This window comes from Amycolatopsis sp. NPDC051716 (assembly GCF_040681595.1).
Lineage (GTDB): Bacteria > Actinomycetota > Actinomycetes > Mycobacteriales > Pseudonocardiaceae > Amycolatopsis.
The window spans coordinates 116,870-140,510 of the sequence record NZ_JBFAZA010000010.1 but is presented as its reverse complement, the minus strand read 5'-3'; the positions used below and the strand labels follow the sequence as shown (position 1 = coordinate 140,510).

At 71.1% G+C, this 23,641-nt stretch carries 18 protein-coding genes, 1 tRNA gene and 1 pseudogene; 13 read left to right on the top strand and 7 right to left on the bottom strand.

What is annotated here, in order from left to right; all coding sequences use genetic code 11:
* Positions 1–235: 235 nt before the first annotated feature.
* The 9 genes from AB0M30_RS16055 to AB0M30_RS16015 all read left to right on the top strand — a co-directional run bounded on the left by AB0M30_RS16055 (position 236) and on the right by AB0M30_RS16015 (position 11,201).
* A tRNA-Arg gene (locus AB0M30_RS16055) sits at positions 236–309 on the top strand.
* A 33-nt stretch (positions 310–342) separates the two neighbouring features.
* Positions 343–1,455 carry a VWA domain-containing protein gene (locus AB0M30_RS16050; protein WP_364584683.1) on the top strand — a complete coding sequence of 371 codons (1,113 nt, stop codon included), beginning with the start codon at positions 343–345 and terminating at the stop codon, positions 1,453–1,455.
* The gene (locus tag AB0M30_RS16045; RefSeq protein WP_364584681.1) at positions 1,448–2,560 is read left to right on the top strand and encodes an XdhC/CoxI family protein; all 1,113 of its coding nucleotides are present in this window, start codon (positions 1,448–1,450) and stop codon (positions 2,558–2,560) included. Before AB0M30_RS16050 ends, AB0M30_RS16045 begins: the two co-directional genes overlap by 8 nt.
* A 204-nt stretch (positions 2,561–2,764) precedes the next feature.
* On the top strand, positions 2,765–3,289 hold the full coding sequence (locus AB0M30_RS16040; protein WP_364584679.1) for a (2Fe-2S)-binding protein: 525 nt from the start codon (positions 2,765–2,767) through the stop codon (positions 3,287–3,289).
* Positions 3,289–5,730, top strand: coding sequence for a molybdopterin cofactor-binding domain-containing protein (locus AB0M30_RS16035; RefSeq protein WP_364584678.1), 2,442 nt, complete (start codon positions 3,289–3,291; stop codon positions 5,728–5,730). Before AB0M30_RS16040 ends, AB0M30_RS16035 begins: the two co-directional genes overlap by 1 nt.
* Entirely contained in the window at positions 5,727–6,581 is an 855-nt protein-coding gene (locus AB0M30_RS16030) for a xanthine dehydrogenase family protein subunit M (RefSeq protein ID WP_364584676.1), read from the top strand. The genes AB0M30_RS16035 and AB0M30_RS16030 overlap by 4 nt, the downstream gene beginning before the upstream one ends.
* 100 nt (positions 6,582–6,681) lie before the next feature.
* A complete protein-coding gene (locus AB0M30_RS16025) occupies positions 6,682–7,587 on the top strand; it encodes an SRPBCC domain-containing protein (RefSeq protein ID WP_364584674.1) in 906 nt (301 codons plus the stop codon).
* Between the two features lie 746 nt (positions 7,588–8,333).
* Positions 8,334–9,626 (top strand): GGDEF domain-containing protein, encoded by a 1,293-nt coding sequence (locus AB0M30_RS16020; RefSeq protein WP_364584672.1) that lies wholly within the window; start codon positions 8,334–8,336, stop codon positions 9,624–9,626.
* 513 nt (positions 9,627–10,139) lie between these two features.
* Positions 10,140–11,201 (top strand): NAD(P)-binding domain-containing protein, encoded by a 1,062-nt coding sequence (locus tag AB0M30_RS16015; RefSeq protein WP_364584670.1) that lies wholly within the window; start codon positions 10,140–10,142, stop codon positions 11,199–11,201.
* Positions 11,202–11,350: 149 nt separating this feature from the next.
* On the opposite strand, the gene AB0M30_RS16010 is transcribed toward AB0M30_RS16015, so the two are convergent.
* Positions 11,351–12,400 carry an aldo/keto reductase gene (locus AB0M30_RS16010; protein ID WP_364584668.1) on the bottom strand — a complete coding sequence of 350 codons (1,050 nt, stop codon included), beginning with the start codon at positions 12,398–12,400 and terminating at the stop codon, positions 11,351–11,353.
* A 99-nt stretch (positions 12,401–12,499) separates the two neighbouring features.
* On the opposite strand from AB0M30_RS16010, the gene AB0M30_RS16005 reads away from it, so the two are divergent.
* From AB0M30_RS16005 to AB0M30_RS15990, 4 genes and pseudogenes are all read left to right on the top strand, one after another.
* Entirely contained in the window at positions 12,500–13,075 is a 576-nt protein-coding gene (locus AB0M30_RS16005) for a TetR/AcrR family transcriptional regulator (protein ID WP_364584666.1), read from the top strand.
* A 286-nt stretch (positions 13,076–13,361) separates the two neighbouring features.
* On the top strand, positions 13,362–14,918 hold the full coding sequence (locus AB0M30_RS16000) for a discoidin domain-containing protein (protein ID WP_364584905.1): 1,557 nt from the start codon (positions 13,362–13,364) through the stop codon (positions 14,916–14,918).
* A gap of 8 nt (positions 14,919–14,926) precedes the next feature.
* Positions 14,927–16,159 carry an MFS transporter gene (locus AB0M30_RS15995; RefSeq protein ID WP_364584664.1) on the top strand — a complete coding sequence of 411 codons (1,233 nt, stop codon included), beginning with the start codon at positions 14,927–14,929 and terminating at the stop codon, positions 16,157–16,159.
* Positions 16,156–17,109: pseudogene (locus AB0M30_RS15990) on the top strand (hypothetical protein). The gene AB0M30_RS15995 and the pseudogene AB0M30_RS15990 overlap by 4 nt, the downstream one beginning before the upstream one ends.
* On the opposite strand, the gene iolD reads toward AB0M30_RS15990, so the two are convergent.
* Genes iolD through AB0M30_RS15960 form a run of 6 tightly spaced genes read right to left on the bottom strand, consistent with a single transcriptional unit; the run spans position 17,094 to position 23,618 of the window.
* Complete coding sequence (gene iolD, locus AB0M30_RS15985; RefSeq protein WP_364584662.1) at positions 17,094–18,929, bottom strand: 3D-(3,5/4)-trihydroxycyclohexane-1,2-dione acylhydrolase (decyclizing); 1,836 nt, start codon at positions 18,927–18,929, stop codon at positions 17,094–17,096. The pseudogene AB0M30_RS15990 and the gene iolD sit on opposite strands and share 16 nt — an antisense overlap.
* A complete protein-coding gene (iolB, locus tag AB0M30_RS15980; protein ID WP_364584660.1) occupies positions 18,926–19,816 on the bottom strand; it encodes a 5-deoxy-glucuronate isomerase in 891 nt (296 codons plus the stop codon). Before iolB ends, iolD begins: the two co-directional genes overlap by 4 nt.
* Before the next feature lie 43 nt (positions 19,817–19,859).
* Positions 19,860–20,789 carry a 5-dehydro-2-deoxygluconokinase gene (iolC, locus tag AB0M30_RS15975; RefSeq protein ID WP_364584658.1) on the bottom strand — a complete coding sequence of 310 codons (930 nt, stop codon included), beginning with the start codon at positions 20,787–20,789 and terminating at the stop codon, positions 19,860–19,862.
* On the bottom strand, positions 20,786–21,583 hold the full coding sequence (locus AB0M30_RS15970) for an ATP-binding cassette domain-containing protein (RefSeq protein ID WP_364584656.1): 798 nt from the start codon (positions 21,581–21,583) through the stop codon (positions 20,786–20,788). The genes iolC and AB0M30_RS15970 overlap by 4 nt, the downstream gene beginning before the upstream one ends.
* Entirely contained in the window at positions 21,580–22,623 is a 1,044-nt protein-coding gene (locus AB0M30_RS15965) for an ABC transporter permease (RefSeq protein WP_364584654.1), read from the bottom strand. Before AB0M30_RS15965 ends, AB0M30_RS15970 begins: the two co-directional genes overlap by 4 nt.
* Entirely contained in the window at positions 22,620–23,618 is a 999-nt protein-coding gene (locus AB0M30_RS15960) for a sugar ABC transporter substrate-binding protein (RefSeq protein WP_364584652.1), read from the bottom strand. The genes AB0M30_RS15965 and AB0M30_RS15960 overlap by 4 nt, the downstream gene beginning before the upstream one ends.
* Positions 23,619–23,641: the final 23 nt, after the last annotated feature.

Sequence of the window (23,641 nt, the reverse complement as noted above, 5' to 3'; positions counted from 1 at the left end):
GGCGGACTCGGGCATCCTTCTTTCACCAGCACATCACGCCCCACCGAGAGGAGGAGATCGTGACCCGACGGCAAGACCGGAACCCCTGCGGCGCGATCTCCCGCGTCGTTCGCTGAAATTCCCTTTTCTTTCCGAAGAGCTCTTCGCGCCCACCCGCCGCTACCTTGGGTCGGCCGCGGCGAAGAGCGCGGTCTGCGCGCCTGCCCGGGGAGGGGTGCGTGCGCAGACCGCCCTTGTCCCGGTAGCTCAGCAGGACAGAGCGCGGCGCTACGAACGCCGAGGTCCGAGGTTCGACTCCTCGCCGGGACACCGATAACGCACGATCGAGCGCACAATGGACGGGTGACCACTGCCGCCGATCCCGTCGCCGGGTACGCCGGGTTCGCCGCCGCGTTGCGCGAAGCCGGTGTCGCCTGCGACGCGCACCGCGTGCAGGCCTACCTCACTGCCGTCGCCGAGATCGACGTCGCCGAGCCCACCCAGCTCTACTGGGCCGGGCGGCTGACGCTGTGCTCCAGCCCCGACGACCTCCCGTACTACGAAGAAGCCTTCAGCCAGTGGTTTTCGATCGAGACCAGCACTCCGAAGCGGGCGACGTCCGCTGCGCCGAAGAAGGCCAGGATCGCCCCGCTGGCCGCCGCGGAAGGCGCGGACGCCGAGGGCGGCGAAGGCTCTGACCAGCTGAAAGTCGCCGCCAGCGCCCAGGAAGTCCTGCGCCATCGCGACCTCGCCGAGCTGACCACCGCCGAACGCGAACACCTCCGCGAGCTGCTGGCCACCCTGAAGCCGGCGCTCCCGCGGCGCCCGGCCGCCCGGCGGACCCCGGCGCGGCGTGGCCGCCTCGACCCGTCGCGCACGCTGCGCGCCATGCTGGCCAGCGGCGGCGAACCGCTCAAGCTGGTGCACGCCCGGCGCGGCAGGCGGCCACGGCGGGTGGTGCTGCTCATCGACGTCTCCGGCTCGATGAGCCCGTACGCCGACGCCCTGCTGCGGTTCGCCCACGTCCTGACGCGGGCCGCCCCGCCGTCCGTCGAGGTGTTCACGCTCGGCACGCGGCTGACCCGGGTGTCGCGGCAGCTGCGGCAGCGCGATCCGGAACGCGCGATGCTCGCGGCGGGCTCGGCCGTGCCGGACTTCGCCGGCGGGACCCGGCTCGGCGAGACGCTCCAGGTGTTCCTCGACCGCTGGGGCCGGCGCGGGGTGGCGCGCCGCGCCGTGGTCACGGTGTTCTCCGACGGCTGGGAACGCGGCGACACCGGCCTGCTCGGCGAGCAGCTCGCGCAGCTGCGCCGGCTCGCGCACGCCGTATTCTGGGTGAATCCGCACGCCGGCCGCGCGGGGTACGCTCCGGTCCAGTCGGGCATCGTGGCCGCGCTGCCCCACATCGACCGGCTCCTGGCCGGGCACAGCCTGGCCACCTTGGAACGACTGCTCGGGGAGATTTCCGATGCGTGACGTACTGGACGACGTGTTCCGCCGCTGGTCCGCGGGGGAGACCGTGGGGCTCGGCACCGTGGTCGCCACCTTCTCGTCGGCTCCGCGCGCGCCGGGCGCCGCGATGGTCGTCGCGCCGGACGGCACGGTCGCCGGCAGCGTGTCCGGCGGCTGCGTGGAAGGCGCGGTCTACGAGCTCGCGCAGGAGGTGGTCGCCGAGCGCAAGCCGGTGCTGCAGCGCTACGGCGTCACCGACGACGACGCGTTCGCGGTCGGCCTGACCTGCGGCGGGATCATCGACATCTACGTCGAGCACGTCGACCGCGACTCGATGCCGGAGCTCGGCGACGTCGTCGCGTCGGTGCGCGGCGGCGAGCCGGTCGCGGTCGTCACGATCATCGAGCACGAGCGCGAAGGCCTGGTCGGCGAGCACATGATCGTCTGGCCGGACCGCACCGCGGGCTCGCTCGGCTCGTCGCGGGTGGACGACGCGGTGGCCGACGACGCGCGCGGCCTGCTGGCCAGCGGCCGCACCGGCACCCTGCACTACGGCCCGGACGGGCAGCGCCGCGGCGAGGGGATGGCGGTGTTCGTCAACTCCTTCGAGCCGCCGCCCCGGCTCCTGGTCTTCGGCGCGATCGACTTCGCCGCCGCGATGGCGCGCATGGGCGCCTACCTCGGCTACCAGGTCACGGTGTGCGACGCGCGGCCGGTGTTCGCCACCACCAGCCGGTTCCCGGACGCGCACGACGTCGTCGTCGACTGGCCGCACCGCTACCTCCAGGCCGAAGCGGACGCCGGCCGGATCGACCGGCGCACAGCGGTCGCGGTGCTGACCCACGACCCGAAGTTCGACGTGCCGCTGCTGGAGGTCGCGCTGCGCCTGGACGTCGGGTACGTCGGCGCGATGGGGTCCCGCAAGACCCACGACGACCGCTTCGCGCGGCTGCGGGAAGCGGGGATCACCGAGGCGGAGCTGGAAAGGCTGTCGTCGCCGATCGGTCTCGACCTGGGCGCGCGCACGCCGGAGGAGACGGCCGTGTCGATCGCGGCGGAGATCATCGCGCTGCGGTGGGGCGGCGGCGGCAAACGCCTCGCCGAGCTCTCGGGACGCATTCACGGCTGAGTACCCCGACTGGGTGCACAAAGTTCACCCATCCGGACTCCCGCACATACGGAGCCATATCGCACTTCGACGTGCATCTGCGGAACAAGTAGTTGAACGTGTGACATCAGGGCTTGTCGGCGCGAAGGTCGCGTAGCACGCTCGGGGTTTGTGAGCCCGATCACGGTCGGGCGGGCCGTTCCCGAACCGGCTTTTGGAGGCCTGATGCGCATCACCGTCACCGTCGACGGGACGAAGTACACCGACGAAGTCGAACCCCGCACCCTCCTCGTGCACCACCTGCGAGAGCGGCTCGGCAAGGTCGGCACCGTCGTCGGCTGCGACACCAGCAACTGCGGCGCCTGCACCGTCCACCTGGATGGGCACAGCGTGAAGTCCTGCTCCGTGCTGGCCGTCCAGGCCGACGGCTGCGAGGTCACCACCGTCGAAGGGCTCGCCCGCGACGGCCGGCTGCACCCGGTGCAGCAGGCGTTTCACGACAACCACGCCCTGCAGTGCGGGTTCTGCACGCCGGGGATGATCATGCAGTCGATCGACCTGCTGGCCGACAACCCCAACCCGGACGAGCAAGCCGTCCGCGAAGGCCTCGAGGGCAACCTCTGCCGCTGCACCGGCTACCAGAACATCGTCCGCGCGGTCCGCGACGCCGCGCAGCACATGAGCCCCGGCGCCGGGCCGGAAGCCGAGCGGATCGCCGAGAACAAGCACGTCGGCGTGGGTGGTGACTGATGACCGCCACGATCGAACCGGAGGTCGGGAAGTCCCGCCGCCGCAAGGAGGACGAGCGGCTGATCACCGGCCGCACCCGCTGGACCGACAACATCACCCTGCCCGGCCTGCTGCACATGGCGGTCCTGCGCAGCCCGTTCGCGCACGCCAAGATCGTCTCGATCGACACGTCGGCGGCGAAGAGCGCGCCGGGTGTCATCGCCGTCTACACCGCGAAGGACCTCGACCCGGACGGCTCGGTCGGCATGCCGTGCGCGTGGCCGATCACGCCGGACATGAAGGCGCCGCGCCGTCCGGTGCTGGCCGCCGACACGGTCAACTTCGCCGGTGAGGGCGTCGCGGTCGTCGTCGCCCGGTCGTCCGCCGAAGCGCACGACGCGCTCGAGGAGATCGACGTCGAATACGACGAGCTGCCGGTCGTCCTCGACATGGAAGCCGCGATCGCCGACGGTGCCCCGCTGGTCCACGAGGACCTGGGCACCAACACGAGCGCGGTCTGGAAGTTCGACTCCGCCGAGGCCGGCACCGGCGGCAACGTCGAGGACGCGATCAGCTCGTCGGAGGTCGTGCTCAAGCGCCGCTTCCGCCAGCAGCGCCTGGTCCCGGCGTTCATGGAGCCACGCGCCTGCGTCGTCGACCCGACCAGCACGCAGATCACCATGTGGTCGGCCACCCAGGTGCCGCACATCCTGCGCGTGATGTCGGCGCTGACGCTCGGCATCCCCGAGCACAAGCTGCGCGTGATCGCCCCGGACGTCGGCGGCGGCTTCGGCGGCAAGATCGGCGTCCTGCCGGAAGAGATGATGTCGCTGCTCGTCGCGCAGAAGCTCGGCAAGCCGGTCAAGTGGAACGAGACGCGGTCGGAGACGATGCTCGCCGCGCACCACGGCCGCGACCAGATCCAGGACATCACCATTTCGGCGTCCCGCGACGGTCAGGTCACCGGCCTCAAGGTCGAGCTGCTCGCCAACCTCGGCGCGTACAACGGCCTGGTCGGGCCGGGTGTGCCGATCCTCGGCGCGTTCATGTTCAACGCGATCTACAAGATCCCGGCGTACCACTTCGCGTGCACCAACGTGTACACGACGACGACGCTGACCGACGCCTACCGCGGCGCCGGCCGCCCGGAGGCGACGTTCGCGATCGAGCGGATCATGGACGAGCTCGCCGTCGAACTCGGCATGGACCCGCTGGAACTGCGCGAGAAGAACTGGATCAAGCACGAGGAGTTCCCGTTCACGACCGTGTGCGGGCTGACCTACGACTCCGGCAACTACGAGGCCGCGACCGAGAAGGCGAAGCAGCTCTTCGACTACGACGGCCTGCGCGCCGAGCAGGAGCGACGCCGGGCGTCGAAGGACAAGGTGCAGCTCGGCATCGGCATCTCGACGTTCACCGAGATGTGCGGGCTCGCGCCGTCCCGGGTGCTCGGTTCGCTGGACTACGGCGCCGGCGGCTGGGAGTACGCCTCGATCCGGATGCTGCCGACCGGCAAGGTCGAGGTCACGACGGGCGCGTCCGCGCACGGCCAGGGCCACGAGACGGCGTGGAGCCAGATCGTCGCCGACCAGCTGGGTGTCGCGTTCGAGGACGTCGAAATCCTGCACGGTGACACGCAGTCGTCGCACAAGGGCATGGACACCTACGGCTCGCGGTCGCTGGTCGTCGGCGGGATCGCCGTCATCAAGGCCGCGGAGAAGGTGATCGCCAAGGCCAAGCCGATCGCGGCGCACCTGCTCGAGTGCGCCGAGGACGACCTCGAGTTCGCCGGCGGCAAGTTCACGGTGAAGGGCACCGACACGTCCACGAGCATGGGCGACGTCGCGCTCGCGGTGTTCGCGGCGCACAACCTGCCCGACGGGGTCGAGCCGTCGCTCGACTCGGACGCGACGTTCGACCCGGAGAACTTCTCGTTCCCGCACGGCACGCACCTGTGCGCCGCCGAAGTGGACACCGAGACGGGCCGGATCAAGCTGCGCTCGTACGTCTGCGTCGACGACGTCGGCGTCGCGGTGAACCCGCTGATCGTCGAGGGCCAGGTGCACGGCGGGCTCGCGCAAGGCATCGCGCAGGCGCTGTTCGAGGGCACCGAGCACGACGAGAGCGGCACGCTCACCACCGGCACGTTCGCCGACTACCTGCTGCCGTCGGCGGCGGACCTGCCGTCGTTCACCACCGACCGCACGGAAACCCCGTCGACGACGAACCCGCTCGGCGCCAAGGGCGTCGGCGAAGCGGGCACCATCGCGTCCACCCCGGCGGTGGTCAACGCGGTGATCGACGCCGTCCGGCCCTTCGGCGTCGACGACATCGAGATGCCGTTGACCCCGATGCGGGTCTGGCACGCCATCCAGCACGGCACCACCGACGCGGGCGGCCCTGGCCGCGGCGAAGCGGGTGGCGGCCTCGGTTCGATCGACGCCACCGGAGGTGCGCAGTGATCCCGGCTCCCTTCGACTACGTCCGCCCGTCCACAGTGGATGAAGCGGTGCAGGCCCTGGCGTCGGCGGGCGAGGACGCCAAGGTGCTGGCCGGCGGGCAGAGCCTGCTGCCGGTGCTGCGGATGCGGCTCGCCGCACCGACCACGCTGATCGACCTCGGGCGCGTCGCCGAGCTGCGCGGCGTCCGCGAGGACGGCGACACGCTGGTGATCGGCGCGATGACCACGCACTACGACGTCCAGCGGGACGCGTTGGTGGCTTCGCACGCGGCGTTGCTGAAAGAGGCGACGGACACGGTGGCCGACCCGCAGATCCGCCACCGCGGCACGCTCGGCGGCGCGATCGCCCACGCCGACCCGGCCGGCGACCTGCTGGCGCCGGTGCTCGCCCTGGACGCTTCGCTGGTGGTGGCCGGGCCGTCGGGGCGCCGGACGGTCCCGGCCGCGGACTTCTTCCGCGACCTGTTCACCACGGCGCTGGCCCCGGACGAGCTGCTGGTCGAGATCCGCGTCCCCAAGCACACGGGGTGGCGGGCGCACTACGAGAAGTTCAACCGCGTCGCCCAGGCGTGGTCGATGGTCGCGGTCGCGGTCACCGTCCGCACCGAGGCCGGCGTCATCGAGGAGGCACGTGTCGCGCTGACGAACATGGGTTCGACCCCGGTCCGCGCCTCGGGAGTCGAGGCGGCACTGGTCGGCGTCCAGGCCTCGGCGGATTCGATCGCCGCGGCGGCATCGCACGCGGCGGAGGGCACGAATCCGCCGGTCGACAGCAACGCCGACGTCGAATACCGCCGTCACCTCGCGCAGGTGCTGACGGGCCGCGCGATCGCGGCGGCGGCCGGACCCTGACGCGCGCCCCGGGGCTGCCGCTCGCCCGGCGAGCCGCGGCCCCCGGGGCGGCTAGGGTGGGGTGCGAACACCCCAGGTTCGGCAGAAAGGAGGTCGGCCCGTGCGGCTCGACCACGAATTCACCGTCCCGGCTCCGATCGGCGAGGTCTGGCAGGCGGTCGTCGACCCCGAGCGCGTCGCCCCGTGCATGCCGGGCGCGACGCTGACCAAGGTCGAGGGCGACAAGTTCAGCGGAACGGTGAAGGTCAAGCTGGGGCCGATTTCTTTGCTGTACAAGGGGAACGGCGAGTTCCTCGAGAAAGACGAAGCCGCCCGCAAGGTGACGATCAAGGCCTCGGGCAAGGATTCCCGCGGAGCGGGCACGGCGGCGGCAACGGTGACGTTGACGTTGACGGAGGCGGACGGCGGAACCCACGGAACGGTGGCGACCGACCTGGCGATCACGGGCAAGCCCGCCCAGTTCGGCCGCGGGTTGATCAGCGAGGTCGGCGGCAAGATCCTCGACACGTTCGCGGGCTGTCTGTCGGGCAAGCTGGGTCCGGCGAAGGAAGCGGCGGCCGAGAAGCCCGCAGCTGCCCCGGCGGCTGCTGACCCGGCGGCGGCTGGTTCGTCGACGGCCGGGGATGCCCCGGCGCAGAGTGCCCAAGCCGGAAAGGCCCCAGCGCAGGGGACGGACCCGGCCGCGGCGGCAGCCGCCCAGCCGGTGGCCGAACGGGCCGTGAAGCCGGTACCGGAGCAGGGCCCGCCGGCGGCCACGTCCGAGCCGGTGGCCAAGCCGCAGCCGTCGGTCAAGCCGGCACCGACCACCCCGGAGATCAACACGGAGCCGAAGCCCAAGCCGGCGGACCGCCCGGCATTGCACAGCGTCCCGGCACCCCCGGAGACCGAGGCGATCGACCTGCTCGACTACGCGGGCGCTTCGGTGCTCAAGCGAGTGGCCCCGGTGCTGGCCGCCGTCGCCGCGGTGGTGGGGCTGGTGGCGATCGTTCGCGCGCTTCGCAAGTGAGCCGGCCTGGGTTGGTGGGTGTGCGCGGGGTGCTTAGCCGCCGAGCTGTGCCGGTCTGCTTCGCGCGCTTCGCAAGTGAGGTGGCCTGCGTTGGTCGGCGTGTGCGGGGCGCTTAGCCGCCGAGCTGTGCCGGTCTGCTCCGCGCGCTCCGCAAGTGAGCTGGCCTGGGTTGGTGGGCGTGTGCGGGGATGCCGAGCCGCTGGGCTGGGCCGCTCTGCTCCGCGCCGTCCGCAAGTGAGGTGGCCTGGGTTGGTGGGCGTGTGCGGGGTGCTCGGCCGCTGAGTTGTGCCGGTCTGGTCCGCGCTCCGTAAGTGAGCTGGCCCGGGTCGGTGGGTGCGTGCCGCTGGGCTGGTCTGGTCTGCGTGGGTTGGTGGCGTGTCCCGGGGTGAGCCGCTGGGCTGTGTCGGTTTACTCCGCGCGGGGTCGTTGGTAGGGGCCGTGGGTGCATTTTGCCGAGGTGCCGGTGCCGCGGCGGTCCGTCTGGTGGCGCTCGTTCGCGCGCTGTGCGAATGAGCCGGCCTGCGTTGGTCGGCTGGGGCGGGCGTGCCCCCGATGGTGATCTATTGCTGAGGCGCTGACCTGCGTTGATCTACTTTGGGCGGGTCTTTGCGCCGGTGCGTTGCCGGCAATACCCCCGGACTGGCGACGCGGGTCGCCGGAACGGCTACGCTGGGCTACCTGGTCGGCCGAACTTCGCGCAAGGGGTACGTCACGATGCCGGTTCGTCGCGTCTGTGGCCTCGGCTCTTGAGAGCCCAGGCCGCCGTGCGCCGGGAAGCGCTTTCCGCCTGGCCGGGCTGGCCCGCGCGATGGGCGATGTGGGGTGGTGCCAAGACCCGCTGGATCGCCTACGCCCTCGGCTGCGAACTGCTCGCCGTCGGCGCGACCGGGACGGCGCTGGCCACCGGGTTCGGCGGTCCCGTGCGGCCGGGGTGGTTTGCCGTGCTGGTCGCCCTCGGGGTCGCTCAGGCCGAGATGTCACGCCGCATCGAGCGGCTGCGCCGGTGGATGAGCGGGCAGATGCACATCAACGTCACCTCCGTCTGGTACCTCGCCGGTGTCGTCCTGCTGCCGCCGGCGTGGGTGGCGCTGCTGGCCGTCGTGCTCTACACGCACCTGTGGGTGCGAGTGTGGCGACAGGTCCGTACGCGGCCCGCGCACCGCTTCGTCGCGAGCACGGCTTGGGCGATGCTCTCCTGTTTCGCGGCTTCCTCCGTTCTCGCCGTGTCGGGCTTGCATGGGACACCGCTGCAGACGCCGCGCGGGTTGTTCGCGCTCTGCTTGGCGGCCGCGGTGTTCGAGCTGGTGAACGTCGGCCTCGTGGCGGCCGGCATCTACCTGTACACCAGCCAGCGCTCGGCGGCCGACCTGATCGGCACGTGGGAGGACAACGCCTTCGAGCTGGCGACCCTCTGCCTCGGCGGGCTCGCCGCGCTCGCGCTGGTCGAGCAGCCGGTGCTGGTGGTGTTCGTCGTGGCGCCGTTGCTGCTGCTGCACCGGTATCTGCTGTTGAAGCAACAGCTGCAGGTCGCGGCCGTCACGGACGAGAAGACCGGGCTGCTCAACACCGCGGGCTGGCACGAATCCGCGACGCGCGAGCACGCCCGGGTGCAGCGCCGCGGCGCCGTCGGGGGCTTCGCGGTGCTGATGATCGACCTCGACCACTTCAAGCGCATCAACGACACGTACGGCCACCTGACCGGCGACGACGTGCTGGCGGCGGTCGCGGTGGCGATCTCCGGTTCGGTGCGCCAGGGCGACACCGTGGGCCGGTTCGGTGGTGAGGAGTTCGTGGTGCTGCTGCCGGGCATCGGCCGCGCGGACGTGCTGGCGATCGCCGAGCGGGTGCGGGTGGCGGTGGGTGAGCTGAACGTGGTGATCTCGACGGGTACCGGGACGGTCCGGGTGAGTGGCCTTTCGGTGTCGATCGGGGTCGCGCGGCACCCGGACGCCGGACCGACTCTCGATGACGTGCTTCGAGCTGCTGATGCGGCGCTGTATCGGGCCAAAGAGGCCGGTCGGAACCGGGTCGCGGTCTGACGCGTGCCGGGCCAGGGAAGCGCCGGAGAGCGGCTTTCGCTGGTGGGGTTGGCGGGCGTGGTGCTTTGCGGGGTGGAGGGCCGGTGCCGCCCGGGGTGAGTGCGGCTCGGTCGAGGGGTGGCTCGGGTGGGTTCGGCCGACGAGCGGCTCGTGACGGGAGTGAACAGGAATCTGTCCAGCCGTGCCGCTGCTGTGATTCAGCTGGTGGGTTGGCGGGCGTGGTGCTTGCGGGTGGAGGGCTGTTGCCACCCGAGGTAAGGGGGCTCGGTCGAGGAGTGGCTCGGGTGGGCTCGGTCGGAGGGCGGCTTTCGCTGGTGGGGTTGGCGGTCGCGGTGCTTTGCGGGGTGGAGGCTCGGTGCCACCCCGGGTAAATGGGGCTCGGTCGAAGAGTGGCTCGGGGGCGATTGGCCGAGGAGCGGTTCGTGACGGGAGGGGAGCGGAACCCGTCCCAGCTGTGCCGCCGCTGTGATTCAACACGCGAAATACCTCTTCGCGTGCAGTGTTGCACCTCATATGAGCGGCGCGGATCACGAGACGGACGTGGTGGTCATCGGGGCCGGGCAAGCCGGGTTGTCCGCTGCCTACCACCTGCGGCGGGCCGGGTTCGCCAACCGGAGCGGGTTCGTTGTGCTCGACCACGGGAAGCGTGCCGGGGGTGCCTGGCAGTACCGGTGGCCTTCTCTCGTCCTCGGGAAGGTGCACGGCATCCACGATCTTCCCGGCATGGCCTTCGGCACTCCGGACGTGACGCGGCCCGCCTCCGAGGTCGTCTCCGAATACTTTGCGCGCTTCGAAAGCGTTTACGATCTCCCCGTTCTCCGGCCCGTCGATGTCCAGTCCGTGACGCGGGCCGGGGAGCGGCTGGTCGTCTCGAGCCCCGCCGAGTCGTGGGCCGCGCGAGCCGTCATCAGTGCCACCGGGACCTGGGATCGACCCTTCTGGCCGCGCTATCCCGGCCAGGAAACCTTTGCCAGGCGGCAGCTGCACACCGCCGACTACACCGGGCCCGAGGACTTCCGGGGCCGTCGGGTGGTCGTGGTCGGTGGTGGGTCGTCCGCCGTCCAGCTGCTCATGGAGTTCGCTCCGCTCGCCCGCGCCACGGCGTGGGTCACCCGCCGGCCGCCCGTGTGGCGGGACGAGCCCTTCAGCGAGGACTGGGGACGCAACGCCGTCGCCAAGGTCGACGAGCGGGTGCGCGCGGGCCTGCCGCCCGAAAGCGTCGTCAGCGTCACCGACCTGGCCGTGACGCCGGAGGTGCGCGCCGCCCGCGCCGCCGGGATCCTCGACCGGCGGCCGATGTTCGAGCGCATCACGCCCGGCGGCGTCGCCTGGGCGGACGGCTCGCACTTCGACGCCGACGTGATCCTCTGGGCCACCGGCTTCCGCGCGGCGATCGACCACCTCGCGCCACTGCACGTCCGCGAACCCGGCGGCGGCATCCGGATGGACGGCACGCGGGTGGTGCTGGAACCCCGCCTGCACCTGGTGGGGTACGGGCCGTCGGCGAGCACGGTCGGGGCCAACCGGGCCGGCCGGGCCGCCGTGACGGAGATCCGGAAACTGCTGGAGCGGTGAGGGTCTTCGCCGGGAGCGGGAGGCGAAGGTGCGGGTTGGAGGAGCCATAAACCCAAGCTACCGAACATTCGTTCGAATGCCATCGCTGAATCGGGTGATCTTCTGTAAGGGGACATTTCCGTTACGGGGCAACGGAAAAGCCGTCGGCTTCACGTCAAAGCCATGCCCGGAACGCGAGCCCGGATCGCCGCCATGGTCGCCTCGTCCGAGACGCCCTGCCAGTCGTATCGCGGCGTGTACGGCGCCGTGAGAGCGCGCACGTCCTCGTCGGTCAATTCGACGTCCAGCGAGGCGATCGCGTCGTCGATCTGCCGAATCGAACCGGCGCCGACCAGCGGAGCCGTGACGACCGGCTGCCGGTGCAGCCAGGCCAGGGCGATGGCCGCGCGGCTCACGCCATGGGCCGCCGCCACCTTCCCGACCGCCTCGACGATCGCGCGGTTCGACGCCTCTTCCGCGGGCGAGTACAGCAGGTCCGCGTACGCCCCGTCGGTGCCGGACCGCGCCGTCGACTTCGCGTCGTCCCAGGCGCGGGCCAGTCGCCCGCGGGCCAGCGGGCTCCAGACGATCGTGCCGACGCCCTCGTCCAGGCACAGGGGGAGCATCTCGCGTTCTTCCTCGCGCGCCAGCAGGTTGTAGTGGTCCTGCATGGACACGAACCGCGCCCAGCCGTGCTGCTTCTGCAGGTGCAGGGCCTTGGCGAACTCCCAGGCGAACATCGAAGACGCGCCGAGGTACCGCACCTTGCCGGCCCGCACCAGGTCGCTGAGGGCTTCGAGGGTCTCCTCCAGCGGTGTCGCGTGGTCGTTGCGGTGGATCTGGTAGAGGTCGACGTAGTCGGTGCCGAGCCGGCGGAGGCTGTGGTCGATCTCGGTCATGATCGCCTTGCGGGACAAGCCTTTCCCGTTCGGACCGGGGCGCATGGGGTGGCGCAGCTTGGTGGCGATCACGACGTCGTCGCGGTCGGCGAAGTCCTTGAGCGCGCGGCCGAGGATCTCCTCGCTGGACCCGTTCGAGTACATGTTCGCGGTGTCGAAGAAGTTGATGCCCGCCTCGAGCGCGTGCCTGATCAGCGGCCGGGCCTGTTCCTCGCCGAGGGACCAGACGGGGTGGCCGCGGTCGGGTTCGCCGTAGCTCATCGCGCCGATCGCGACGGGTGAGACGTCCAGGCCGGTGGCGCCGAGCTTCACGTAACGCATGGGGTTCTCCTGACGGGTAACTCGCGGAGGATTCTCCGGATCTGATGTCGAAACTAGCGGAGGATTCTCCGCATGTCAAAGATGAGGCATGATCGGGGCATGACCGACGGCACGTACGGCACCCAGCGCAAGGCCGCCGCGCGCAACCGGATCGCGATCATCGAGGCCGCTCACGAGCTGTTCGCGCAGAACCCGCTGGTTCCGCTGAGCGAGGTCGCGAAGCGCGCCGGCGTCGGCGCCGGCACCCTCTACCGCCACTTCCCGACCCGCGAAGACCTGATCCTCGGGGCCTACCAGCACGACATCGAACGCCTGACGACCACCGCCGACGAGGTGCTGGCCCGGCATTCGTCCGCGAAGGCCGCCTTCGTCGAGTGGTTCGAGACGCTGTCGGCCTACATCCGCATCAAGCACGGGCTCGGGGACGCGCTGCACGGCGCGGCCGCCCAGGAACTGATCAGCGCTTCGTGGGCGCCGACCACCGCGGCGGTCAAGAAGCTCGTCGACGCCTGCGTGGCCGAGGGCACCATCGCGCCCGGGCACGACCCCGCCGACATCATCATGCTGATGAGTTTCCTGTGGCGGGTCGCGGACAACGAAGACGGCGCGGCTCAGGGACGGCGGTTGATCGCGGCCGTCTTCGAAGGCCTGCAGGCGCCGCCCCAGTCCGGCTGAGCCGGGAGCCCGTCCCGGGACGCGGAGCAGTATGCCGCTCACCGGCACACGCCGTGAGCTGCGGATATCGTGAAAAACTCACCCTCTTGACCGATTCAAGGACAAGACAAGTCTTGTCAGCCGGAACGCCGCCTCGTTACAGTCCGAGGCGTTCGCTTAGTTAGGAAACTTTCCTAACAGTTTCACTTCCGTTAACCCGACGCCGCAGCCCGCCCGCCACCGCCAGGCCCGTAAGGAGCGCGACGTGCCGTCCACCCGACTACGTCCCTTTGCCCGACTCACCCCGGTGCTCGCCGCCGTGGTGCTGTTGCCGTCCGCGATCGCCGCGGCCGCCACCACCCAGGCCGCCGATACCCTGCTGTCGCAGGGAAAGCCCGTGGCCACCTCGACGACCGAAAGCTCTTCGTACACCGGTGCCAAGGCCGTCGACGGCAGCACCACCACCCGCTGGGCCAGCGCCGAAGGCGCCGATCCGCAGTGGCTGCGGATCGACCTCGGCCAGTCCGCGAGCATCCACCGCGTCGTCCTCAACTGGGAAGCCGCCTACGCGAAGAAGTACCGGATCGAGGTCTCCGACGACGGCACGTCGTTCGCCACGGCCGCCACCGTCGACACCGGTGACGGCAAGGTCGACGACCTCGGCGGCCTGACCGCCCGCGGCCGCTTCGTGCGCTTCGTCGGCCTCACCCGCGCCACCAGCTACGGCTACTCCTTCTGGGAGATGCAGGTCTTCGGCACCACGGACTCCTCCGGCGACACGCAGGCCCCGACCACCCCGGCCGGCCTCGCCGCGGGCCCGGCGACCGCCACGAGCGTGCCCCTGACCTGGGGTGCCGCCACCGACAACGTCGGCGTCACCGGGTACGACGTCCTCCGCAACGGCACGACGGTCGCCACCAGCGCGACGACGTCCTACACCGACACCGGGCTCACCCCGGCCACGAGCTACACCTACGCCGTCCGCGCCCGCGACGCGGCGGGGAACGCCTCGCCCGCGAGCACGCCGATCACGGTCAAGACCGCGGCCGGGAGCGCCGGATTCGTCCTCGCCGCGGCCGGCGACATCGCCGAACAGTGCGCCTCGAGCAGCTCCGGCTGCGTCCATCCCAAGACCGCGAAGCTCGTCGAGAACATGGGCCCCGCGGCCGTGATCACCATGGGCGACAACCAGTACGACGAGCCCACCCTGTCGGACTTCAAGAACTACTACGACAAGAGCTGGGGCAAGTTCAAGAACATCACCCACCCGAGCCCGGGCAACCACGAGTCCTACAGCGGGTTCACGGGCTACGACCAGTACTTCGGTGCCATCGCCAAGCCGCAGGGCCAGCGCTACTACAGCTGGGAAATGGGCAACTGGCACTTCATCGCCCTCGACTCCAACGACTTCACCACGCACGACGACTTCGCCGAGCCGCCCCAGATCACCTGGCTGAAGCAGGACCTGGCGAGCAACACGAAGGGCTGCGTCGCCGCGTACTACCACCACCCGCGGTGGAGCTCGGGTGACCACGGGGACAACAAGGACAGCATCGAGCTCTGGAACCTGATGGTGGCCGACAAGGTCGACCTCGTCCTCAACGGCCACGACCACGACTACGAGCGGTTCGTGCCGCAGAACGCCGACGGGAAGGCCGACGCGAACGGTCCGGTCGAGATCGTCGGCGGCAGCGGCGGCGCCAACCTCTACGACCTGAGCCCGGCGCACCCGACGACCGCCAAGCTGCTGAAGACCTTCGGCGTCCTGAAGCTGTCGATGACGGACACCTCGTTCCAGACGCAGCTCATCGGCGTCGACGGCAAGGTCCTCGACAGCAGCCCGACCTACACCTGCCACCAGTAGGCGCGGGCATGTACATCGCGGCAAGCCGTACCTCGGACCTGGCGTCGGAGACCGACCGCAAACCGGCGCTCAAGCGGGTGTCCGCCAACGTGGTGGCGCTGGGGATGGTCAGCCTGGTCACCGACGTCTCGTCGGAGATGGTGACCGCCGTCCTCCCGCTCTACCTGGTGCTCGGCCTCGGCCTGAACCCGCTGCAGTTCGGGCTGCTCGACGGGCTCTACGCGGGCGCCACCGCGGTCGTGCGGGTGCTCGGCGGGCACCTCGCCGACCGGTGGCGGCGGCTCAAGGCCGTCGCCGGGTTCGGGTACGGCTTGTCCGCGGTGTGCAAGCTCGGCCTGGTCGCGGCCGGTTCGTCGGTCGCGGCCATCGGCCTGGTCCTCGCCGCCGACCGCACCGGCAAGGGGCTGCGCACCGGCCCGCGTGACGCGCTGATCTCGCTCAGCAGCGAGCCGGCGACCCTCGGCCGGTCGTTCGGGGTGCACCGGGCGATGGACACCGTCGGCGCGTTCCTCGGCCCGCTGGTGGCGATGGCGGTGCTCGCCGTGAGCCTCGGCAGCTACCCCAGCGTGTTCGTCACCAGCTTCTGCATCGCGGCCATCGCCGTGCTGCTGCTGGCCCTGTTCGTCCGCGACCGGCCCGGCAGCGTCGACCGCGCGGCGGTCTCCGCCCGAGCCGCGCTCGGTCTCCTCAAGCAGCAGGACTTCCGGCGCGTGACGCTCTGGGCGGCGCTGCTGGGCCTGGTGACGGTCGGCGACTCGTTCGTCTACCTCGTCCTGCAGCGGCGCTGGGAAATCGCGGCGACGTACTTCCCGCTGCTGCCGCTGGGCACCGCCGGGGTCTACCTGCTGCTCGCCGTGCCGCTCGGCAAGCTCGCCGACCGCGTCGGCCGCTGGCCGGTGTTCCTCGGCGGGCACGTGGCCCTCTGCCTGGCCCTGGTGCTGCTCTGCGGCCCGCAGGCGGGGCTGTGGCTCGCCGTGGTCGCGCTCGGCCTGCACGGGGTGTTCTACGCGGCCACCGACGGCGTCCTGATGGCCGCCGCCGGCCCGCTCATCCCGGCCGGCCTGCGCGCCACCGGGCTGGCCGTGGTGCAGACGGGCCAGGCCGTGGCCCGGATGCTCTCCTCCGTCCTCTTCGGACTGGCGTGGACGCTGTGGGACCTGCGCCCCGCGGTGCTCGTCGCCGCGGTCTGCCTGGCCGCCGTCGCCATCGCCGCCGCCCTCGCGAAACCGGTGCGCCCGTGAAGAAACTCGTCCTCGCCCTGGCCGGCACGGCCCTCCTGATCGCCGCGGCCGTCACGTACACGGTCAGCGCGCGGCACGACACCGCGGCCGCCGAACCCGCCGCCGCGGTGACCCTGGCCCCCGGGCAGCTGCTGTTCCGCGACACCGCCACCGGCCGGGTCGGCGCCGTCCCGCTCGGCGACCCGCAGGCGAAACCGCAGCTCAGCGGCCTGAAGTGCGACCGGTTCGCGGTGGCGAAGCAGACGGCGGTGTGCCTGGCCGTCCGGCCCGGCACGCTCCCGGCGATCACGGACGTCCTCGTCCTCGACGACCACCTCGCCGTCCGCCACACCGAGACCGTGCCCGGGACCCCGAGCCGCGCGCGCGTCTCGCCGGACGGCAAGCGCGTCGACTGAACGCTGTTCGTCACCGGCGATTCCTACGCGCAGACGGGCTTCTCGACCCGCGCCGGGCTCTACGAGGTCGACACCGGCCGGCTGGTCAAGACGATCGAGGAGCTGCCGGTCTTCAAGGGCGACGACCGCTACTTCGCGGCCGACGTCAACTACTGGGGCATCACCTTCGGCCCCGACGGCAACCGCTTCTACGCCACCCTCGGCAGCAAGGGCAAGACCTACCTCGTCGAAGCCGACTACCGGCGTTACCGCGGGAAGACCCTGCGCGAGAACGTCGAATGCCCTTCGCTGTCCCCGGACGGCAAGCGGATCGCGTTCAAGAAGAAGGTCGGCGACGGCGTCTGGCGGCTGGCCGTCCTGGACCTCGCGAGCATGGCGGAGACTCAGCTCGCGGAGACCCGCAGCGTCGACGACCAGGCGCTCTGGCAGGACGACCGCACGATCCTCTACGGGCTGGACGACGCCGTCTGGGCGGTCCCGGCGGACGGCTCCGGCGCGCCGCGGCGCCTCCTGGGCGGGGCCGCGTCGCCGGCCGTCACTCAGGACCCGAGGTAGCGCACCTGCCCGCCCTTCCCGCGCTCGTACCCGTCGCGCCCGGCCAGGTGCTCGGGCACGCCGACCTCCCACCAGGCCCCGGCTTCGGTCCAGGCCGACGGCTGCGTCTTCACCACGACCACCGCCGGACGCCGCTCCGAGACGGCTGCTTCGCGGGCCGACGCGTACGCCGCCCGAAGGGAGTCCACAGTGGACGCCGTGAACACCACACAACCCAGCGACTCCGCGTGGCGCGCGAAGTCGACTCGCGGCGGCGAAGCGTGCGAAGTCGTGCAGTCGGCGTAGAAGTTGTTGAACGGCTTCCCGCCCTGCCCTTCCTGCAGCCGCGCGATCACCGCGTACCCGTCGTTGTCGCAGACGACGGCGACGAACGGGTGACCGGCGAACGCGGCCGAGAACAGCTCCGAGTTCAGCATCAGGTACGAGCCGTCGCCCAGCAGGGTCGTCACCAGGCCCGGGTGGGCGATCGCGGCGCCCCACGCGCCGGACAGTTCGTAGCCCATGCAGGAGAACCCGTACTCGACGTCCATGGAGACCGAGCCGGACCCGCGCCAGCCGCCGATGAGCTCGCCCGGCAGCCCGCCCGACGCCGTCATGACGTAGTCGCCGGTCGCCGACAGGTCGTTGACCACGCCGACGACCTGCGCGTACGACGGCAGCTCGGCCGAAGAAGACCGCAGCGAGTCGATGTGCGCGTCCCACGCACCCCGCTCGACCGCCGCGCGCGAGGTCCATTCCGGATCCACCCGCCAGCTCTCCAGCTGGACGGCGAGGTCCGCCAGCCCCGCGTCGGCGTCCCCGACGACCGACAGCGCGCCGTGCTTCACCGCGTCGAACCGGGCCGCGTTGAGCGACACCAGCCGGACGTCGGGGGAGAAGACCGTCCAGGACGCCGTCGTGAAGTCCTGCAGCCGCGTCCCCACCGCCAGCACGACGTCGGCCGAAGCCGCGACGACGTTCGCCGACGTCGAGCCGGTGATGCCCAGCGGACCCGCGTGCAGCGGATGCCCGTGCGGCACCAGCGTCCGGCCCGCGGTGGTCTCCACGAGCGGGATCCCGTGCCGCTCGGCGAAGTCGAGCGCGCGCTGCCCGGCCCCGGAGTACCGGACGCCCCCGCCGAGCACCAGCAGCGGGCGGCGGGCGGCACGCAGGACCCCGGCCGCCTCGGTCACCGAACGCCTGTCCGGGCGCGGGCGGAGCGGCCGGTGCGTCACCGGCTCGAACAGCGCGTCCGGGAAGTCGTAGGTTTCGGCTTGGACGTCCTGCGGCAGCGCCAGGGTCACCGGCCCGGCGTCGGCCGGGTCCGTGAGCACCCGCGCGACCTGCGGCAACGTCGAGATCAGCTGCTCGGGCCTGCTGATCCGGTCGAAGTAGCGCGAGACAGCGCGGAAGGCGTCGTTCACCGTCGCGGTCGCGTCGCCGAACGGCTCGATCTGCTGCAGCACCGGATCCGGGGCCCGGCTGGTGAACGTGTCGCCCGGCAGGAGCAGCACCGGCAGCCGGTTCGCGTGGGCGACGCCGGCCGCGGTCACCATGTTGAGCGCGCCCGGCCCGATCGACGACGTCACCACGCCGACCTGCCGCCGGTGCGTGGCCTTCGCGTACCCGACCGCGGCGAGCGCCATGCCCTGCTCGGTGTGCCCGCGCCAGACCGGGATGTCCCCGCGGTGTCCTTCCAGGGCGGTGCCGAGGCCGAGGACGTTGCCGTGCCCGAAGATCGCGAACACCCCCGGGAACAGCGGGACTTCCGCGCCGTCGAGGGTTTCCGAGCGCTGGGCGAGGATCCACCGGACCAGCGCTTGAGCCGTCGTCAGCTTCACTGGACACGCCCTTCGTGACTCGTGACGGGGCACCGCGGATCGAGGTCCTGCGCCGCCCACGTGTCGCGGACCCAGCCGTGCGCGGGGTCGTCGCAGAACGCCATGGACCGCTCCTCGGCCGGCCCGGCCAGAACGTTCAGGTAATACATCGGGTAACCCGGCGCGGCCACGCACGGCCCGTGGAACCCGCGCGGGATGAGGAAGACGTCGTGATCGCGCACGGCGACGTCTTCGTCGAGCTCGCCGTCGGCGGTGTACGTCCGGTGCAGCCCGAAGCCCTCGCGGGACGGCGTCACGCCGTCGCGGCCGGCGATGCGGAAGTAGTAGATCTCCTCGTTGACGACCTCGCACTCGGTCGCTTCGTCGTGCTTGTGCGGCGGGTACGACGACCAGTTGCCGTCCGGCGTGATCAGCTCGCACGCGTTGAGCTTGTCGGCGTGGTCCCACACCCCGGGCACCCCGAAGTTGGTCACCTGCCGCGTCGCCTGCCCGGCGCCGCGGACCTCCACCGGCACGTCTTCGGCCGGTCCGTATTTCGGAGAGAGACGGCGGGTGCAGCGCGCCATCGGCAACGCGACCTCGAGGCCATCTTTTGTCGACAACTCGACTTCGGCGTCCCGGGGGACGTAGGCGAAGTCCGTCACGCGCGTGAAGACCGAGTCGCGGCCGCGGAGTTCGAAGACCTCGCCGTCGACGCGGACGGTCGCGGAACCGGAAAGGGGCAGGACGAAGGCCTCGAACTCGCCGGTGTGCAGGATGCGCGTCTCGCCGGGGCCCAGGGAGAGCACTCGCAGCCCGGAGTACCGCCAGCCCGCGGTGTCCGGGGTCAGCCGGACCGGGTCGGCGTCGTCGGACAGTGTCCCGAGTGGACGGTGCAGCTTGCTCACTTCGCGGCCTCCAGTACCTTCGCAGCGGCTTCGACGGCAACCTTCACAGCAGTTCCTCGATCTCCTCCGCGGTGGGCATCGCGTCGGCGCAGGCCAGCCTCGACGCGACGAGCGCGCCCGCCGCGTTCGCGTACTCCGCGATCCGGACCGGGTCCCAGCCCGACAGCAGGCCGTGGATGAGCGCCCCGCCGAAGCCGTCGCCCGCGCCGAGCCCGCAGACGACCTCGACACGCTGCGGCGACACCGTCCAGCGGCCGTCCGGGGTCGCCACCAGGACTCCTTCGGCGCCCTTCTTGATCACCGCAAGCCGGACACCCCGTGAAAGCATCCGGTCCGCGGCCGTGTCCGGGTCCGCGGTGCCGACGGCGACCTCTGCCTCGGCGCGGTTGCCGACCGCGACCGTGACGTGGTCGAGCATCCAGCCGATCTCCTCGCGGGCCTGCTCCACCGATGGCCAGAACATCGGCCGGTAGTCCAGGTCCAGGACGGTGTGCTCCCGGCGCCCCCGGGCCTCGAGGATCTTCCGCTGGGTCGCCCGGGCCGGTTCCACGGACACACCGGTACCGGTGACCCACAGCAGCGGCACCGACTCGACGACGTCCCACGGCACGTCGTCGTCGGTGAGCGTGAGGTCGGGCGCGATGGGGGAGCGGTAGAACAGCAGCGGCGGGTCCGCGGGCGGATTCAGTTCGCAGAACACCACCGGCGTCTGGAGGCCTTCGGAAGTGCCCACGAAGTCCGGCGAGACGCCGAAGCCGCCGAGGGCCTGCCGCACGTAGTCGCCGAAGCCGTCCGGGCCGACCTTCGTCAGCACGGCCGTGCGCCGGCCGAGCCGCGCGGCGGCGACCGCGACGTTGGTCGCCGTCCCGCCGAGCGACTTGGCGAACGTGCTGACGCCGGCCAACGGGACGCCGCTCTGCTCGGGGTAGAGGTCGACCCCCACCCGGCCGATCGTCAGCGCTTCGAGACTCACGCCTTTTCCACCTGCCGCAGCTCGTGTTCGAGGGCTTCCAGTTCGGCGCCGCCCGCCATCTGCCGGGTCAGCTCGCCGATGTCGATCTCGGACTTCTCGTAGTGCCCGAGCGCGGCACCCCGCTTGAGCAGCAGGAACCGGTCGGCGACGGGGTAGGCGTGGTGCGGGTTGTGCGTGATCAGCACGACGCCGAGGCCACGGTCCCGCGCCTGGGCGACGTACTTCAGCACGACCCCGGCCTGCTTGACACCGAGAGCCGCGGTCGGCTCGTCCAGGATCAGCACTTTCGCGCCGAAGTACACCGCCCGCGCGATCGCGACGCACTGGCGTTCACCACCCGAGAGCGTCCCGACCGGCTGCTCGACGTCCCGCAGGTCGATGCCCATGTCGGACAACGCCTTCTTCGTCGTCTCGCGGCCCTTCTTCCGGTCGAGCATCTTGAACGGGCCGAACCCGGTCGTCGGCTCGGAGCCGAGGAAGAAGTTGCGCCAGACGCTCATCAGCGGCACGACGGCGAGGTCCTGGTACACGGTCGCGATGCCGCGATCCAGGGCCTCGCGCGGCGAGGAGAACCGCACGGGCTCGCCTTCGACGAGGAACTCGCCCCGGTCGTGCTGGTGCACGCCGGCCAGGATCTTGATCAGCGTCGACTTCCCGGCGCCGTTGTCGCCGAGCACGCAGGTGACCTCGCCCGCGTTGACCACCGTGGACACATCGCGCAGCGCGATCACGCTGCCGTAGGTCTTCCCGATGGAGCGGACTGAGAGAAGCTCTTCAGATTGATGCAGCCTCATCGGCGTACCCTCTCCGCGCGGCGCCGGAAGGCGTTGTTGACCAGGACCGCGGCCAGCAGCATGACGCCGAGGAACAGCATGAACCAGTCGCTGTTCCACTGCGCGAACACGATGCCCTGGCGCGCCATGCCGAAGATCAGCGCGCCGATCGCCGCGCCCACCGCCGAGCCGAACCCGCCGGTGAGCAGGCAGCCGCCGATCACCGCGGCGATGATGTACTGGAACTCCAGCCCGATGCCCTGGTTCGCCTGCACGCTGGCGAACCGCAGGATGTTGATCGAGCCGACCAGCCACGCGCCGAGCGCGGTGCCCATGAACAGCAGGATCTTCGCGCGCACCACCGGCACGCCGACCGAGCGCGCCGACACCTGCGACCCGCCGACCGCGAAGATCCAGTTGCCGAACCGGGTCCGCACCAGTAGCCACGCGGCGATCGCCGTGACGACGATCCACCAGACGATCGACGACTGGAACTCCGTGCCGCCGACGTCGAAGGTGGACGCGAACAGCCCGCCGGCCGACTCGTAACCGCTGGTCGAGCGCATGCCCGACACCTGGACGGTGTTGGTGACCAGCCGGGTCACGCCGAGGTTGAGCCCCTGCAGGGCCAGGAACGACCCCAGCGTGACGATGAAGCTGGGCAGCCCGGTCTTCATCACCAGCCAGCCGTTGAAGGCGCCGACGCCGAGCGCGAAGACCAGCGACGCCAGCAGCGCGAGCCAGACGTTCCAGCCCGCCTGCGTCGCCAGGATCGCGGTGACCAGCGACGTCGACGCCGTCATCACGCCGGCGGACAGGTCGAACTCGCCGCCGACCATGAGCAGCGCGACCACGACGGCCATGATGCCCAGCGTCGAGGAGTCGTCGAGCCAGGTCGCCACGCCCAGCGGGCTGAGGAACTGGCCGGTGACGACGGAGAAGAAGACGAACACCAGCACGGCGCCGAGGAGCGCGCCGATTTCGGGCCTGACGACCAGCCGGTCGGTCAGGCTCTTCTTCGCGACGCGCTCGTCGGGCTGGGCCTGGATGGCTGCGGTCATCGCGTGCCGCGCTGCGCGTACGGGGCGATCGTGTCGATGTTGGTCTTGTCGACGAAGCCCGGGCCGGTCTGCACCGGCTTGCCGCCGCCGATGGTGTTGCCGTTCTCCTTGTACAGCTTCAGGAACACGACCGGCAGGTAACCCTGCTCGTACTGCTGCTGGTCGACGGCGAACAGGATGCTGCCGTCCTTGATGGCCGTGACGACGTCGGCGTTCAGGTCGAACGTGGCCACCTGGGCCTTGGAGCTCGCTTCCTTCGCCGCGGCGACGGCACGGGCCGCGACCTGCGAGTTCAGCGCCAGGACGGCGTCGATCGACGGGTCGGACTGCAGCGCGCCGCGGATGCGGGCCTGCGCGTCGGTCGGGTTGGAGATGTCGACCTGCAGCGTCGTGACGTTGCCGAAGGTCTGCTTCGCACCGTCGCAGCGCTGGTTCTGGCCGATGTTGCCGGCCTCGTGGATGACGCACAGCAGCTTGGTCTTGCCGGCCGCCTTGAGCCGCTGGCCGGCGCCCTGGCCCGCGAGGCCTTCGCTCTGCCCGACGTGCGCGATCGCGCCGAACTGGGCGCTGAAGTCCTCGCCGGAGTTGATGGTGACGACCGGGATGCCGGCCTTCACCGCGTTCTGGATCGACGTCTGCAGCGCCTGCGGGTTGGCCATCGAGACGACCAGGCCGCCGACCTTCTGCGCGACCGCGTTGTCGATCAGCCGGGCCTGGTTGCCCGGGTCGCCGTCGGAGAAGTAGTCGACGCCGACGTTCAGGTCCTTGCCCGCCTGCTCGGCGCCGTTCTTCACGACGTTCCAGAAGGCGTCGCCGGCGCTGCCGTGGGTGACCACGGCGACCTTCAGCGGGCCGCCCGAGCTGGGGGCCGCCGCCGAGGGGCTGCTGCTGGAGCTGCTCTTCGAGTTGTCGGCGCTGGGGCCGCTGCAGGCGGAGAGGATCAGCCCGGCGGCGGCGATCGCCGCCACGCCGGCCAGCTTCTTGAAGGTGAACACAGTCACTCCTTTGGGACCAGGTT